Annotated in this window: 12 protein-coding genes and 1 pseudogene; 6 read left to right on the forward strand and 7 right to left on the reverse strand. The window is 69.0% G+C overall.

Features of this window, described 5'->3' with window-relative positions:
- Positions 1–52: 52 nt before the first annotated feature.
- The 3 genes and pseudogenes from ACFYXH_RS20930 to ACFYXH_RS20940 all read right to left on the reverse strand — a co-directional run bounded on the left by ACFYXH_RS20930 (position 53) and on the right by ACFYXH_RS20940 (position 2,138).
- Positions 53–253 (reverse strand): hypothetical protein, encoded by a 201-nt coding sequence (locus tag ACFYXH_RS20930; protein ID WP_389565777.1) that lies wholly within the window; start codon positions 251–253, stop codon positions 53–55.
- Between the two features lie 231 nt (positions 254–484).
- Positions 485–640: pseudogene (locus ACFYXH_RS20935) on the reverse strand (FAD-dependent oxidoreductase); the annotation flags it as partial.
- A 133-nt stretch (positions 641–773) separates the two neighbouring features.
- Positions 774–2,138 (reverse strand): aminopeptidase P family protein, encoded by a 1,365-nt coding sequence (locus ACFYXH_RS20940; protein WP_389564898.1) that lies wholly within the window; start codon positions 2,136–2,138, stop codon positions 774–776.
- 171 nt (positions 2,139–2,309) lie between these two features.
- Between ACFYXH_RS20940 and ACFYXH_RS20945 the strand changes: the two genes are divergently transcribed.
- Positions 2,310–4,631: a collagenase gene (locus tag ACFYXH_RS20945; protein WP_389564900.1), complete on the forward strand. Its 2,322-nt coding sequence runs from the start codon at positions 2,310–2,312 to the stop codon at positions 4,629–4,631.
- Positions 4,632–4,688: 57 nt separating this feature from the next.
- Here ACFYXH_RS20945 and pgm read toward each other — a convergent pair whose 3' ends face one another.
- The 4 genes from pgm to ACFYXH_RS20965 all read right to left on the reverse strand — a co-directional run bounded on the left by pgm (position 4,689) and on the right by ACFYXH_RS20965 (position 10,776).
- Complete coding sequence (gene pgm, locus ACFYXH_RS20950; protein ID WP_389564902.1) at positions 4,689–6,329, reverse strand: phosphoglucomutase (alpha-D-glucose-1,6-bisphosphate-dependent); 1,641 nt, start codon at positions 6,327–6,329, stop codon at positions 4,689–4,691.
- 238 nt (positions 6,330–6,567) lie between these two features.
- The gene (paaN, locus tag ACFYXH_RS20955) at positions 6,568–8,265 is read right to left on the reverse strand and encodes a phenylacetic acid degradation protein PaaN (protein ID WP_389564904.1); all 1,698 of its coding nucleotides are present in this window, start codon (positions 8,263–8,265) and stop codon (positions 6,568–6,570) included.
- A 6-nt stretch (positions 8,266–8,271) separates the two neighbouring features.
- Positions 8,272–9,246, reverse strand: coding sequence for a hypothetical protein (locus tag ACFYXH_RS20960; RefSeq protein ID WP_389564907.1), 975 nt, complete (start codon positions 9,244–9,246; stop codon positions 8,272–8,274).
- Positions 9,247–9,282: 36 nt separating this feature from the next.
- Positions 9,283–10,776, reverse strand: coding sequence for an APC family permease (locus tag ACFYXH_RS20965; protein ID WP_389565779.1), 1,494 nt, complete (start codon positions 10,774–10,776; stop codon positions 9,283–9,285).
- Positions 10,777–11,250: 474 nt separating this feature from the next.
- Between ACFYXH_RS20965 and ACFYXH_RS20970 the strand changes: the two genes are divergently transcribed.
- The 5 genes from ACFYXH_RS20970 to ACFYXH_RS20990 all read left to right on the forward strand — a co-directional run bounded on the left by ACFYXH_RS20970 (position 11,251) and on the right by ACFYXH_RS20990 (position 14,668).
- Positions 11,251–12,078: a class I SAM-dependent methyltransferase gene (locus ACFYXH_RS20970; RefSeq protein WP_389564910.1), complete on the forward strand. Its 828-nt coding sequence runs from the start codon at positions 11,251–11,253 to the stop codon at positions 12,076–12,078.
- The gene (locus ACFYXH_RS20975) at positions 12,075–12,626 is read left to right on the forward strand and encodes a nuclear transport factor 2 family protein (protein WP_389564912.1); all 552 of its coding nucleotides are present in this window, start codon (positions 12,075–12,077) and stop codon (positions 12,624–12,626) included. Before ACFYXH_RS20970 ends, ACFYXH_RS20975 begins: the two co-directional genes overlap by 4 nt.
- Before the next feature lies 1 nt (position 12,627).
- Complete coding sequence (locus ACFYXH_RS20980) at positions 12,628–12,789, forward strand: zinc-binding dehydrogenase (RefSeq protein ID WP_389565782.1); 162 nt, start codon at positions 12,628–12,630, stop codon at positions 12,787–12,789.
- Between the two features lie 164 nt (positions 12,790–12,953).
- Positions 12,954–14,039 carry an S-(hydroxymethyl)mycothiol dehydrogenase gene (locus ACFYXH_RS20985; RefSeq protein WP_389564915.1) on the forward strand — a complete coding sequence of 362 codons (1,086 nt, stop codon included), beginning with the start codon at positions 12,954–12,956 and terminating at the stop codon, positions 14,037–14,039.
- A complete protein-coding gene (locus ACFYXH_RS20990; protein WP_389564918.1) occupies positions 14,036–14,668 on the forward strand; it encodes an MBL fold metallo-hydrolase in 633 nt (210 codons plus the stop codon). The genes ACFYXH_RS20985 and ACFYXH_RS20990 overlap by 4 nt, the downstream gene beginning before the upstream one ends.
- The last annotated feature ends 50 nt before the right edge of the window (positions 14,669–14,718 follow it).

A 14,718-nucleotide genomic window follows, 5' to 3' on the forward strand; every position in this document is an offset into this window, starting at 1 on the left:
GTGACATTTTATTAAGACTCCTGCGGGGTGTGCAAGGGTTCGCAGAGTTGGTTCAGTCGGCGGGGTCGAGCCGGTCGGTACATCGAGCGGGACCGGCGTGGCGAGCGGCCGGCGTTCGGGGGACTCGGTTCCGCCTGCGAGGCAGGCCACGGCCTCGCCGCACGTACGGCCCTGGCGCCGGCCCATGCCCGCGCGTCATGAGCTTGACGCTGCGCGTGTCGCGGGCGCCGAGGTCGTCCACAGCCGCACGTATCCGGCCAGCGGTGACCTTCTCGCAGCGGCAGACGTCGGTGTCTTCGGTGAGTCAGCCGGGCCCACCCCGGACCGGGAGCGTGGGCGGCGCCCATCGGCTCGGCGAAGGCGCGCATCCGGGCCCGGCGGCGGCGCAGCGTCTCGGTGACGGCCGGTGTGCCGCACAGCCGTGCGGCGATCGCCCGGGCCGCCGGTTCCCCCTCCGGGAACGACGGCGACGGGGCGGCTCGTGTTCGCGGCTCGCTCCGATCGGGATCGGGCCCGCCGGCGCGCCCTCGACCACGGCCGAGGTCTGGAGCGCGGCCGAACCGCTGGCCATATCGGCCACACAGTCCGCCGCGTACACCTTGTGGCGCACCCTGCGCGGCACGGGCTCAGTGGCGAGGACGGCGGCGCCGACCACCCCGGCCCCGATGACGACGGCCGGGGATTTTGCTGTGACACGCGAGTAATATGTCACATGGTATTTAGCCTGCCAAGGTCCTGCGGAGATCGGCCGGACGCCCGCCATGGCACGGAGGTCAGCCCTCCAGGAGCGCGCCCATCCAGGACTCGATCCCCTCGGGTGTCCGCGGCAGCGCACCGGACATCAGCCGTGCCCCATCCTCGGTGATCACCAGGTCGTCCTCGATCCGTACTCCGATGCCGCGCAGCTCCGCCGGCAGCGTCTCGTCGTCCGGCTGGAAGTACAGGCCCGGCTCCACGGTGAGCACATTGCCCTCCTCCAGTACACCGTCCAGATATGTGTCGACGCGGGCCTGCGCGCAGTCGTGGACGTCGAGTCCGAGCATGTGGCCGCTGCTGCAGAGCGTGTAGCGCCGGTGCAGATCGCCGTCCGGGCTCTTCAGAACTCCCCACTCGGCCAGTCCCTCGGCGATCACCCGCATGCCCGCCCGGTGGAAGTCCCGGAAGCTCGCTCCGGGCCTGAGTGCGGCCATTCCCGCTTCCTGGGCTGCCAGCACCAGCTCGTACACCTGCAGCTGGAGGAACGAGAACCGCCCGGACAGCGGAAGGGTGCGGGTGATGTCGGCGGTGTAGAGGGAGTCGGTCTCCACGCCCGCGTCGAGCAGCAGTAGCTTCTGCGGGTCCAGCGCGCCGTCGTTACGTATCCAGTGAAGTACGCAGGCGTGCGCGCCGGATGCCGCGATGGTGTCGTAACCCGTGCCGTTTCCCTCGGCGCGGGCGCGCAGTCCGAAGACCCCCTCGATCCAGCGCTCACCGCGCGGATGCGAGAGTGCACGCGGCAGTGCCCTGACAACGTCCTCGAAACCGGACGCGGTGTGGTCGACTGCCAGCTGAAGCTGGTCCACTTCCCAGGCATCCTTGATCAGCCGCAATTCGCTCAGCACGGAGGCGAGTTCGGCGTCGTGTGACGCGTCCCGGCCGGGAGGCAGCTTTCCGTACGCGTCCAGGTGCGCGCAGGGGATGCCGGTCATCCGCTCCACCTCGCCGAGGTCGGGGCGCCGGCCGACCCAGAACTCGCCGTAGCGGCGGTCCCGGTAGAACTCCTCGCTGTCGTCGCGCGGGGAGCGGGGCCGGACGTAGAGCACGGCGTCGTGGCCGTTCGGCCCCGACGGCTCCAGCACCAGCACATGCCCCGCCTGGTCCTCGCCGGTCAGTCCGGTCAGCCAGACATACGCGCTGTGCGGGCGGAACCGGTAGTCGCAGTCGTTGGAACGGACCCTGAGCCCACCCGCGGGGATCATCAGTCGTTCGCCGGGGAAGCGGGCGGACAGCCGGTCGCGGCGGGAGGGGGTGAACCGGGCGGCGGGCAGAAGGAGCTCGCCGGGCAGCGGGCTGGCGGCCCAGTCGCGGGCCATGGCGGCCTGGAACTCGGCGGAAGGCGTCAGGTCGTGACTTCCGGTGCGGAGCGCCTGTTCGGTCATCGGATTCGTCTCCCTGGGACAAGGTTCCGGCGAAGTGGAGAGTGCACAGGGGTTGTGCAGTGCAATTTCACATTACTACGTTACACATCACATGGCGGCACCTGGTCTCTCTCACCTCAACTCCCGCCTGTGACACGGCACTTCATCCCCAACCCCCCTCAGGAGACATCGGTGTCTCGAAACAGATACGCCCCCAGACCCCTGCTGGCCGCGGTGATAACGGCCGCAGCTCTGCTGGCCCCCCTCGCACCGCTCGGCCAGGCCTCGGCGGCGCCCGTCCAGCCGAAGCGGGCAGCCGCTCCCGCCGGGGCTGTCGAACGCCACAACCAGCAGGACGAGGTGGAACGCCTCGCCACGGCACCCACCTTCACGACCCGTACCGCGCCCGCGCCCGGCGGGCTGCCGGAGGGCCGTGTCCCCGGCGCCCGTACGGCAGGCACGGCAAAGTCGGCGGCCGGCGCTCTCGCAGTTCCCTGCACACTGGACGGCATCACCCGTCTGAGCCCGGAGCAGTTCGCGGGCTTCCTCGCCGATCCGGCCGTCACCGCCGACGGCTGTCTGCGCAACCTCATCTGGACCTGGGACGCCCGCCTCGCCCCCGTCATGTCCGATGCCCACGTCCAGGCCGTCTCCCGACGGATATCCACGCTCTCCCCGGCCCATGACGGGAAGAACGGCAGTCATCTCCTGGAGATGTTCACCTACCTCCACGCTGTGGTCTACCACGACTTCTCACGCGGCGAGATCGACGTCACCGACGCCCCGACCACCGAGGCCATGCGCCGCGCCATCAACGCCTTCGGGACGGCGGCCCGCTCCTTCACCGTGACACGCACCAATGCCGAGACCCTGCGCGAAGGTCTCTACGCGGGCAGCGGCCCGGGGCTGCGCCACTCCCAGCTCGGCCTGATCCAGAAGGTGCTGGCCACCCTGGACCAGTACCACACCACCACCTACAAGGACCCGGCGTGGGGCGGCGCCGCGCTCGCCGGGCTCTCCGTCAACTACCTGGGCATCTACCCGGGCAACAACGACACCTCCTTCCGCACGCTGGTCACCCGGAACGCGACCTACCGAAACGCCTTCAAGAAGTTCGCCGGATACACCCATCTCAAGGGCACGGCGAACGAGTGGGTGGTGCGGGACGCGCTCGGCGAGTACGGCCGCTTCGGCCAGATCGAGGCACTGAAGACCGAGACCGTCTCGGGCCTGGGCGCACTGCTGCCGGCCACCACGCGCAACTTCGGCGAGGGCAGCCAGCCCTGGGCCAAGGTGGCGGGCTGGCTCAACTTCTACGAGGCATGCAAGCCGTACGGGGTGTGCAAGGACGACATCGAGCGCCGCATCTTCCCGTACACCTACAGCTACGACAACGGCGCCATAAAGGTCCGTACCGGGCTGGCCCGGGCCACCGTCGATCAGCTCTACTACGCGAGCAAGCAGGTCAAGGCGCAGTTCCACCGCGTCCTCGGCACCGACGCGCCGCTCGCCGGTGACACCAACACCTCGCTGAACATCGTGCTCTACGCCTCGCGCGCCGACTACGAGACGTACCACCCGCTGCTCACCGGGATGGGTACCAACAACGGCGGCATCTACATCGAGCGCGGCGCGACCTTCTACACCTACCAGCGGCGCGTTCCGCAGGACTCCTCGCTCACCCTGGAGGAGCTCTTCCGTCACGAGTACACGCACTACCTCAACGGCCGCTGGGCGGTGCCCGGTTACTTCGGTGAGGGACCGTGGTACCAGGACGACCGCACGACCGCGATGGACGAAGGCACGGCCGAGTTCTTCGACGGCGGCACCCGCGACGACGGCATCGCCGTGCGCAAGTCACTGGTGCAGGGCGTCATCGAGGACACAGCGGGCGGCGGACCGCGCATGACCGTCCAGCAGTTGCTGCACGCCACTTACGACGGGGACGGCTTCCGCTTCTACGACTACGCGGGCACCTTCTTCGAGTTCCTGTGGACCGAGCGGCCGTCGCTGATCCGCGAGATGTACGGGTACCTGCGCGCCGACGACCCTGCCGGCTTCGACGCCTGGCGGAACCGCCTGGGCGGGGACGCGGCGCTGCAGCGCGCGTACGACAGCTTCCTGGACGTACAGATCGCCCAGGTGGACAAGCTCTTCGTGCCGAACACCACGTTCAATCCGAACGACCGGCTGAGGGACTCCTCGGCGGAAGCCGTCCGCGCTTCCTTCGCGACCGCCACCCAGCTCAGTCCCACCTGCGCGACGGCACCGGATCCGACGACGCTCCGCTTCGTCTGCACCGGCCGGATCACCGCGACCCTCACCGACGCCTCGAGCCCCGACCGCATCTTCAAGGACATGTCCGAGACGGTCGACTATTTCATCCTGGATCGGACTCGCCCCGCGTCCACCAACCTGGCCGATATGAACTGCCACTTCGGCAAGGTCGACCTCTGGACGGACGGCCGCGCCGGCAGTGCCGACTACACCTGCGACGGCCCGCTGCGCAGCTGACGGAATGAGCCCCTGGGTCGTACGGCGCGTGGCACAACCGCCGTACGACCCGGGAGGTCAACCGCCCAGGGCCGCAGAGACGAGGGAACGTGCCTCCTCCTGCACACGGGTCAGGTGTTCGGGTCCGAGGAAGGACTCGGCGTACACCTTGTAGACGTCCTCCGTGCCCGAAGGGCGTGCGGCGAACCAGGCGTTGTCCGTCGTGACTTTGAGACCTCCGATGGGAGCCCCATTTCCCGGAGCGTGCGTGAGCACCGAGGTGATCGGCTCCCCGGCGAGGGAGTCGGCTGTCACCTGGTCGGCGGAGAGGCGGCTCAGCACGGCCTTCTCCTCCCGGGTTGCGGGAGCATCGACGCGGGCGTAGGCAGGCTCGCCGAACCGGGCCGTGAGCGATGCGTAGTGCTCGCTCGGTGTCCGCCCCGTCACCGCCAGAATCTCGGACGCGAGCAGCGCCAGGAGGATGCCGTCCTTGTCGGTGGTCCACACCGAGCCGTCGCGGCGCAGGAAGGAGGCACCGGCGGATTCCTCGCCGCCGAAGCCCAGGGTGCCCTCGGCCAGCCCGTCCACAAACCACTTGAACCCCACGGGTACTTCGACCAGCTCGCGGCCGAGGTCGGCGGCCACCCGGTTGATCATGCCGGACGACACCAGCGTCTTGCCGACGCCGGCACCGGCCGGCCACTGCTCGCGGTGGCTGAAGAGATAGTCGATCGCGGTGACGAGGTAGTGATTGGGATTCATGAGTCCGCCGTCCGGCGTGACGATGCCGTGCCGATCGGCGTCCGCGTCGTTGCCGGTGGTGATCTGGAAGCGGTCGCGGCCCTCGATCAGTGACGCCATCGCGTACGGGGAGGAGCAGTCCATCCGGATCTTGCCGTCCCAGTCGAGGGTCATGAACCGCCACGTCGGATCGGTGTGCGGGTTGAGCACCGTCAGGTCGAGACGGTGCTCCTCGGCGATGCGGCCCCAGTACGCGACCGACGCGCCTCCCAGGGGGTCGGCACCGATCCGCACGCCCGCGGCGCGCACGGCGTCCAGATCGAGTGCCGACGGCAGGTCCCGCACGTAGGAGCCGAGAAAGTCGTACCGCCCGGTGGTCGAGGCGGCCAGCGCGCGGGCGTAGGGCAGCCTGCGCACATCCTTCAGATCTCCCTCAATGATCTGGTTGGCGCGCTCCTGGATCCAACCGGTTGCCTCGGAGCCGGCCGGCCCTCCGCTCGGCGGGTTGTATTTGAACCCGCCGTCCGCCGGCGGGTTGTGCGAGGGGGTGACCACCACACCGTCGGCCAGCCCGGAGGCACGCCCGCGGTTGTGGGTAAGGATCGCGTGCGACACGGCCGGAGTGGGGGTGTAACCGTCTTCGGTATCGATCAGTACGGTCACTCCGTTGGCCGCGAAGACCTCGATGGCGGTCACGCAGGCCGGTTCCGACAGCGCATGGCTGTCCGCGCCGAGGAACAGAGGCCCGTCGGTGCCCTGACGGGCCCGGTACTCGACGATCGCCTGGCTCGTCGCGGCGATGTGATCCTCGTTGAAAGCAGTGGCGAGGGAAGACCCGCGGTGCCCCGACGTGCCGAAGGCGACGCGCTGGGAGGGTTCGGCGGGATCGGGGTGCAATGCGTAATAGGCGGTCACCAGCCGGGCTACATCGACGAGATCCTCAGGCCGCGCCGGCTGTCCCGCGCGTTCGTTCAGCATCAGTCCACTCCTCCTCCGCGACCGGTGTCTCGGCCCCAGGCAATGATCGCGCCTCAATGGCGTTTCATGCGACCGCGCCTCGGACGGATATGCCAATGAGGAATTCGCCGCGCGAGGGGCTTCACGGGACAGCGCGCACCTCTGAAAGCTGACTGTGCGGCTCAGTTGGCCAGGGTGGTCCGATTCACGCTTTCGGGTGCGCAGGCACCGAACACGGCTCCTTCGCGCCACTCACTTCTTACGCCCCGACAGAGCTCACGCCCAGTACCGGGGCCGCAGGGCGGCGGGCCTGCACGACACGGAACCGGCCGGTGACGAAGGAGGGGTCCGCGAGGGAGGTGTGAGCACCCACGGGCGCGCCCGCCTCGCAGAAGTCGCCGTACACCGCCGACTGGTCCATGAAGACATTACCGGCGAGGTTCTCCGACAGATGTACTCCGGCGTCGAGCGATGCTGCCTCTGCGGCCCCCAGGACCAGCGGGTCCGTCGAGTGGACCGAGGCGTACTGGCCGCCGTGTCCGCGCGCGGTGCGGCGGAAGATGTCCAGGCTCTGCGAGGTCGATTTGGTGGCGATCACGAAGGAGACGGGCCCGGCCCATTCGCGGGAGTACACCTGCTCGTCGTGTGCCTCCAGCCGGACGATCAGCGGGGTACGGATGTCCGCCGCCGGATGGTCGGGGTGTGCGACCGGCAGGGATGCGTGCACCACCACCCCGCATTCGGCCGCATGCGCGAGGGAGCTGCGGATGCGGTCGCTGCCAATTGCCCCGAGAATCCCTGCCGCACGCCTTGGATCCGCCAGGAGCCGCTTCACGGCGCGACTCAGATCGACGCTGAACCGCCCAATGGGCTTGTGGCCTTCGTTGGTGGTGATCCCGCCGGAAGGCACCAGGATGTTCTGCGGCGCGGTGCAGCTCTGGCCGCTGCACAGCGACAGGGACAGCGCGAGCTCGCGCAGCATTCTGCGGTAGTCGTCGGTGGAGTCCACCAGCACCGTGTTGGCCCCGACCGGTGTGGCGTATACGCCGGCTTGACGGGCATTGCGCCGCAGCCAGTCGCCGAACCGGGCCGAGCCGGTGAAGTCGATGAGTCGGACCGCGGGGTCGGTCGCGAGCCGGGACGCCAGTTTCTCACCGGGCTTTTCCGCCATCAGTGTCACCACATTGGGATCGTGCCCCGCCTTCGCCAGTACGTCCCTGGCGACCTGTACGGTCAGCGCGAGCGGCAGGACCGCGCGCGGGTGGGGCTTGACGATCACCGGATTCCCGGTCACCAGGCTTGCGAAGAGGCCCGGATAGCCGTTCCAGGTGGGGAAGTCCGGGCAGCCGATGAGCAACGAGACGCCGCGCGGGACGACAGTGCACGTGCCGTCCATCTGCACGGGGCCGCCCAACTTGCCGGGATGCTCCCAGGACAGGGCGGCGGGTCTGCGCACTGACTCGGTCAGCGCATGGGCCACCGCCTCGAGTCCCCGGTCCTGCGCCTGCGGACCGCCCGCCCGGTGGGCCGTGGTGTACGCCTGCCCAGTGGTGTGATGCAGCGCGTGCGCGATCTCATGGCTGCGGTCATGGAGTCGGCAGAGCATTTCCACCGCGAGCCCGGCCCGGCGCCGCGGTCCCGCCGCACGCCAGCCCGCCGTCGCCCGCACCGCCGCCCCCACCAACTCACTGGGTTCGGAACGGAGATAGCGCACGCCCAGGCTGAAGCCGTACGGAGACGACTCGGTCCCCACCCGCTCACGGGCACCGGGCTGCCCCAGGCTGAAGTCCTTCCCGAGCATCGACCGGAACACCGCTCCCGCACTGTGCGCCGCCCCTCTGCGACGGTCGACAGCACCGACCGGCCCCTCGGTGAACGGAGCGAAACTCGCACCGCTCACCGCAGCCTGCACCGCCTGCTCCAGCAGGCTGCCCTCGTTGAAGGAGCCGGTACGCATCAGAGGTCAGCCTTTCCGGGGATCCGTCTGCTCCGCCGCCGCACGGGACGCCCGCTCACGCCAGCGCATGTACTCGGCTTCCGCGTCGCCCGTGTACGACCACGGCGCCCGGGTGGCCCGTCCCTTGAGCAGATCGAAGACCGTCGCGGCCTCGACGAGAAGTCCGGCGTGCGCGAGACCGTGAGCGAGATGGTTGAGATCGGCGACGTCCTGCGCCCCCTCGATGGGGGATCGGACCGCTATCCAGCGTTCCATGGTCTCCAACAGGTCCCAGCGCTCCCCGGCCCAGTAGCCGACCATCGTGTGCGGCCTGGCCCCTTCGGTCTCGGTGCGGTGCCGGAACTCCTCCGCGCGAGCGATCTGCGGCATCACCAGCAACGGGGAGCCGGCCGGTGCGTAGACCGCGCAGTCACGGGCGAAGGCGTAGGCCTGGCCGTGCGAGCCGTGCCAGCGCGCCGACATGTAGCGCAGAGCCTGATGGTGCGCCTCGCGGTGGTACCGGTCGCGGGCCAGGAGTTCCGGCCACCACCGGTTCATCGAGTGGTTCCCGCTGCCGTACAGCCTGCCCAGCGTGATCAGCGATACCCAGGGATGGGGGTCCTCAGGGAAGGCCTCGGAGGCGTTGAGACAGATGTGGGCCGTGCGGTCCAGGCTGTCGGGCCCGGGCAGGGTTCCCGTACGGGCGGCCGCGAAAAGCCGCATCACCTCGGTGTCCGCCCGCAGTACGACGGCGTCCGCGCTGTTCGGCTGGGCGGTCTGCCAGGCTTCCACGATCCGCTTGTCGGCGGCGGTGTGGGCGAGCAGCCGGATGCGGTGACTGCGGCGGTCCCAGTCCTTGTGGGGGCCGGTGGCCAGCAGATCGTGTGCGCCTTCCCAGCGGCCCATGACCATGTCCTCGCATGCGGCGGACAGCGCTTTGTCGCCGAAGGTCTGGTCGTAGTGAGGTGCCGCGGAGCGTCTTCGGTTCCAGGCCGGGGCCATGGCAGGCGTCCTTTGAATGAGAAGGCGGAACTGGAGTCAGAAGTCGGTGAGGAGCTCGTCCTGGTTCCTGGTCAGGTTGACGGCGTGCGTCTCGTCGGAGTCCGCGCCGCCGAAGGAATCGTCCATGGCGCGTGCCCGGTCGGCGTCGAGGCGCCCGGGCTCGAAGTACGGCCGCTGCCGGAGCCACGCGGTGAGCATCGGCGCGAGTCCCAGGGCCAGCGTGCCGAACCCGATGATCAGCGCCGACGTGCTCAGGGAGGCAACGGACTCGATCATGATCCACAGCATGAACAACGCGCCGGCCAGCGGCCAGAGTCCCATCAGGAGGAAGTTGGACGCGGAGGTGCGCAGCAGTTTGCGGTGGACGACGACGGCGCTCAGTCCGGCGAGGCAGTAGTAGAAGGTGACCTGCAGACCCACGCCACTGACCGCGTCCGAGAGCAGCGACTCGCCGGGCTTCAGCCGGGCGGCCTCGACGATGGCGAGCGTGCTTGCGGCCACCGCGATGGTGGCGGTGGCCACCCACGGCGTATGCCGCTTGGCGTGGATACGGCCCAGGACGGGGAGAAGCGTCCTGTCCCGGCCCATGGCGAACAGGGTGCGGCTGGCCTGGATGAGGGCGGTCTCCAGCATGGCGACCGTCGACAGCAGCAGCGCGAGCACCAGCAACGTGCCGCCTACACCCGGCCAGACCTGCTGACCGAGCGCGATCAGAATGCCTTCCGGGGCGCTCGACACGGCGGTCGGCGTCATGAGGACATTGACCGCGACGGCTATCAGCGCGAACAGCAGGAACGCCAAGACCACACCGATGACCCCGCCGAACCCCGAACCACGCGAGCCGCGCCGGGTCTCCTCACCCAGATTGCTGGTCACGTCCCACCCCCAGTACGCGAAGGTGGCGATCAGCGCGCCCGTCACGAAGGATTCCTGTCCCTCGAAGTGACTGAAGCCGAACCAGGAGGGGGAGAACTCCGTCCCGCTCCCGTCGGACAGCAGCGCAGCCACCGCGAAGCCGATCAGCAGGAACAGCTGTACGGCGGTGATGACGGCCAGCGCGCGGGCTCCGATCCGGGCTCCGTACGCCACCACCCCTGCCATCAGGAGGAACCAGCCGGAGCCGACGACCGCGGCCAGCACTGGGTCACCGACCAGGCTCGGCGCGACGAGTGAGAGCGTCGCATTGCCGGCGGGCACGGTGCTGGACGCCATGAAGACGGTGCAGGCGACCACGAGCGACCAGCCGCACAGGAACCCGAGGAAGGGGTGCAACGACCGGGCGACCCAGCTGTACGCGGCCCCCGCGTTGGGGTCCACGCGGCCGAGTTGCCGGTAGGCCAGGGCGATGCCGATCACCGGTATCGCGCAATAGAGCAGAGCGGCGGGGCTTGCCACACCGACGGCAGCGATCAGCGCGGGAATCGTTCCGGCGACCGTGTATGCCGGACCACAGCCCGCGACGGCCATGACCACCATGTCGTACGTGCTGAGGGCATCCGCCCGCAGACCGCCACCGATGCCGGATCTCATGCTCAACGGACGTGCCTTTCAAGAGAAACCACAACGGCGCATCCGGCGGTGCTCCCCCATGGGACAGCAGGCCCGCCAGGGGCTGACGAAGAGGTCAGGGTGTGTCGTTTCAGCGACCCATGGGTCCACGGACAGCCAGATATGCGGCAGACCGGCGTGGACTCGGCAGATCCTGCCGAAATGAATGTGAATTTGCAAGAGTTCGAGCAGCAGAATATCCACATTCATGCGACGCTGCCGCACGCGAGTCCTGCGAGCACGCCATCCGGCTGGAGCCGGCCCGCCTGCTACGGCCTGGGCTGCTCTGCCGGCCCCGCCGTTCTCCGGCCGATTGCTACCGCGCCGGGCGGGACAGGAAGCGACCGGTCTTGACGGTCATAATGAAGGAGTACGAGACGGTGGCTGCCCCTGTTGCCCCCTGCCCCGCAGCACCCTGCTCGCGCGACGCCCCGAGGTGAAGGCGGTGACGCGTACGTGTCTGTGCCCCGCCATGACGATGCTCCGTCCCCAAGGCGGTACGGAGAAACGGTATTCAGGCCCGAGCAGAGCGGCGAGGCCGAGCGCATCGACCTTGGCGGGCTCACCTATGACGCCACCACCCTGGCCCGGCTGAGAGAGCTGGGAGCCGGCCCGGGCTGGCACTGCCTGGACGTGGGGGCGGGCACCGGCACCGTCGCAAGGCAGCTGCTGCGCCGGGCCGGGGTCGCCTCCGTGCTCGCGGTCGATCGCGACGTACGCTTCCTCGCGGCGTCTCCCACTGACGGGCTCCGGGTGCTGGAGGCCGACATCAGCGCGCCGGACTTCGACCCGGGCCGGTTCCGCCTGGTCCACGCGCGGTTCGTCCTCATGCATCTGCCCTCCTACCGGCGCATGATCACCAAACTCTGCGAGCTGGTGGCCCCGGGTGGCGTTCTGGTTCTCGGCGACGCCGTCGACCTGACGACGGCAGGCGCCCCCAGCACCCCGTACGCCGAGGTCATGCGAGCGATGTGGGAAGGCTTGCGAAACACCATCGGCACCGACGTCACCTGGGTGCCGCAGTACCCACGACTGCTGCGCGACGCGGGTCTCACCTCCGTCGCGGCCGAGATCCATGTACCTCCCCTGCTGCCCGGCAGCCCCATCAGCCGCTTCTGGGCGCAGACTTGGGACCGGGCCAGGACAAGCATCGTGGACACCGGGCTGGTCGACGAAGCGACGATCGACACGGCCATCCGTTCGCTCGACTCGTCCGAATGCGCCGCACTCTCACCCGGACTGATCACCGTTTGGGGATGGAAGCCCGAGGAGGCCCTTCCATGACGACCGACTCCGTCCGCTCGCAGTTGGAGCGCGTGTGGGAGCTCCACACCAGCAGCGAGTTCGCCACACTCGACGTCGACGCGACGATGGAGACCATGACGGACGCACCAGCGGTGCTCCATGTGCCCACTGCCATGGGCGCCCGCGGCAGGGGGCCCGTGCGCGACTTCTATCGCCGCTGGTTCATCGGCCGCAATCCACGGGACTTCACGATTGCGACCCTGACCCGGACCATCGGCGACGACCGCATCGCCGACGAGATGCTGGTCTCGTTCACCCATGACATTGAAGTCCCCTGGATCCTTCCCGGTGTGGCCCCGACGGGAAGGGCTATAAGCATCGCCGTCATAGCCGTCGTGTCGTTCGACGGCATCCTGATCGCGAGCGAGCACATCTACTGGGACCAGGCATCGGTCCTGGGGCAGGCGGGTCTCATCGAGCCCTCCACCATGGCACGGTTGCCGGTGGCGATCGACCAGCGCGCCACGCTGACCGACGGCCCTCTCAACGAGCTGGCGAGCACGGGTCGGCGTTCCCTGTCGGGGTGACATCGGTCGGGCCACGGCTCGGCCGGGCAGTCGACTACGTACGGACTCCCACGGGACCCGGCCTGTCATCGACCGCGTCTTCGCCTTCGACGAAGTGCGGGACGCCTACCGCTACTACGCCGAGGGCACCGCCTTCGGCAAGGTCGTGATCCGCATCGACTGAACTCCGTGCCCGACGCGCGGATCGACACCGTCATCCAGCATGCCTGATACGCAGGATCCTTGACCGTAGGTCGGCCCTCCATGATGCTGTTGTTGCGGCACATGAGGTGCGTGCCGTAATAAGCAACGCGTACCCCGTGGATTCGTATCAGCTGAGGAGTGGCCATGACTCACCAGGTCCGTGCTGTTGTCGCGCGGGGGAAGGGCGCCCCCGTCAGCCTGGAAACGATCATCGTGCCTGACCCCGGCCCGGGTGAGGTGCTGGTGAAAGTCGAGGCCTGCGGGGTCTGTCACACCGATCTGCACTATCGCGAGGGCGGCATCAACGACGACTTCCCCTTCCTGCTCGGCCATGAGGCGGCGGGCCGGGTCGAGGCGGTCGGCGAGGGCGTCACCGAGGTCGAACCCGGCGACTTCGTCATCTTGAACTGGCGTGCGGTCTGCGGACAGTGCCGGGCCTGTCTGCGGGGGCGGCCCTGGTACTGCTTCAACACCCACAACGCCAAGCAGAAGATGACCCTCGCCGACGGTACCGAGCTGTCCCCGGCCCTGGGCATTGGCGCCTTCGCCGAGAAGACGCTGGTGGCGGCCGGGCAGTGCACGAAGGTCGACGAGAGGGCGTCGGCCGCGGTCGCCGGGCTCCTGGGCTGCGGTGTGATGGCGGGCATCGGCGCCGCGATCAACACCGGCTCCGTCGGACGCGGCGATTCCGTCGCCGTCATCGGCTGCGGCGGCGTGGGCGACGCGGCGATCGCCGGGTCCCGGCTCGCAGGCGCGGCCAAGATCATCGCGGTGGACATCGACGAGCGGAAGCTGGCCACCGCGAAGAAGATCGGCGCCACACACACCGTCAACTCCAAGGAGACCGATCCGGTGGAGGCGGTCCGCGAACTGACCGGCGGCTTCGGCGCGGACGTCGTCATCGAGGCCGTCGGCCGTCCGGAGACGTACGAACAGGCCTTCTACGCCCGCGACCTGGCCGGGACCGTCGTCCTGGTAGGGGTGCCGACCCCGCAGATGAAACTGGAGCTGCCACTGCTGGACGTCTTCGGACGCGGCGGAGCGCTCAAGTCGTCCTGGTACGGGGACTGCCTCCCGAGCCGCGACTTCCCGATGCTGATCGACCTCCATCTGCAGGGGCGCCTGGATCTGGAGGCGTTTGTGACCGAGACCATCGCGCTGGACGATGTCGAGAAGGCCTTCGAGCGGATGCATCACGGCGACGTGCTGCGCTCGGTGGTGGTCCTGTGACGTCCGCGCGCATCGAACGACTGGTCACGTCCGGAACGTTCTCCCTGGACGGCGGCACCTGGGACGTGGACAACAACGTGTGGTTGGTCGGCGACGACAGCGAGGCGATCGTCATCGACGCCGCGCACGACGCCGACGCCATCGTGGCCGCGCTCGGGGGCCGGGCGCTTCGCGCGATCGTCTGCACGCACGCCCACAACGACCACATCGACGCCGCCCCGGTGCTCGCCGACCGGACCGGCGCTCCGATCCTGCTGCACCCGGACGACCTGCCGCTGTGGAAGCAGACCCATCCCGAGCGGCTGCCCGACGGTGAACTGGCCCACGGCCGGATCATCACGGTTGCGGGTGTCGATCTGACGGTGCTGCACACCCCCGGCCACGCCCCCGGAGCGGTCTGCCTGTACGCGCCCGCTCTGAACGCCCTTTTCAGCGGTGACACGCTCTTCGCGGGCGGGCCGGGGGCGACGGGACGGTCGTACAGCCACTTCGGCACCATCATCGAGTCGATCCGGGACCGGCTGCTGGCACTGCCGGACGACACCGTCGTGCATACCGGCCACGGGGACACGACCACCATCGCCGCCGAGGCCCCGCATCTTCAGGAGTGGATCGACCGCGGATTCTGACCGCGGGTTCTGATTGCGGGTTCTGGCCGCCTCGCGGCGGCCTCGCGGCG

The sequence above is a fragment of the Streptomyces sp. NPDC002730 genome (assembly GCF_042888805.1).
Lineage (GTDB): Bacteria > Actinomycetota > Actinomycetes > Streptomycetales > Streptomycetaceae > Streptomyces.

Bases quoted from the DNA above. Each gene is read 5' to 3' on its own strand.
- ACFYXH_RS20940 (WP_389564898.1), bottom strand. From the start codon at position 2,138: ATGACCGAACAGGCGCTCCGCACCGGAAGTCACGACCTGACGCCTTCC.
- pgm (WP_389564902.1), bottom strand. From the start codon at position 6,329: ATGCTGAACGAACGCGCGGGACAGCCGGCGCGGCCTGAGGATCTCGTC.
- paaN (WP_389564904.1), bottom strand. From the start codon at position 8,265: ATGCGTACCGGCTCCTTCAACGAGGGCAGCCTGCTGGAGCAGGCGGTG.
- ACFYXH_RS20960 (WP_389564907.1), bottom strand. From the start codon at position 9,246: ATGGCCCCGGCCTGGAACCGAAGACGCTCCGCGGCACCTCACTACGAC.
- ACFYXH_RS20965 (WP_389565779.1), bottom strand. From the start codon at position 10,776: ATGAGATCCGGCATCGGTGGCGGTCTGCGGGCGGATGCCCTCAGCACG.
- ACFYXH_RS20975 (WP_389564912.1), top strand. From the start codon at position 12,075: ATGACGACCGACTCCGTCCGCTCGCAGTTGGAGCGCGTGTGGGAGCTC.
- ACFYXH_RS20985 (WP_389564915.1), top strand. From the start codon at position 12,954: ATGACTCACCAGGTCCGTGCTGTTGTCGCGCGGGGGAAGGGCGCCCCC.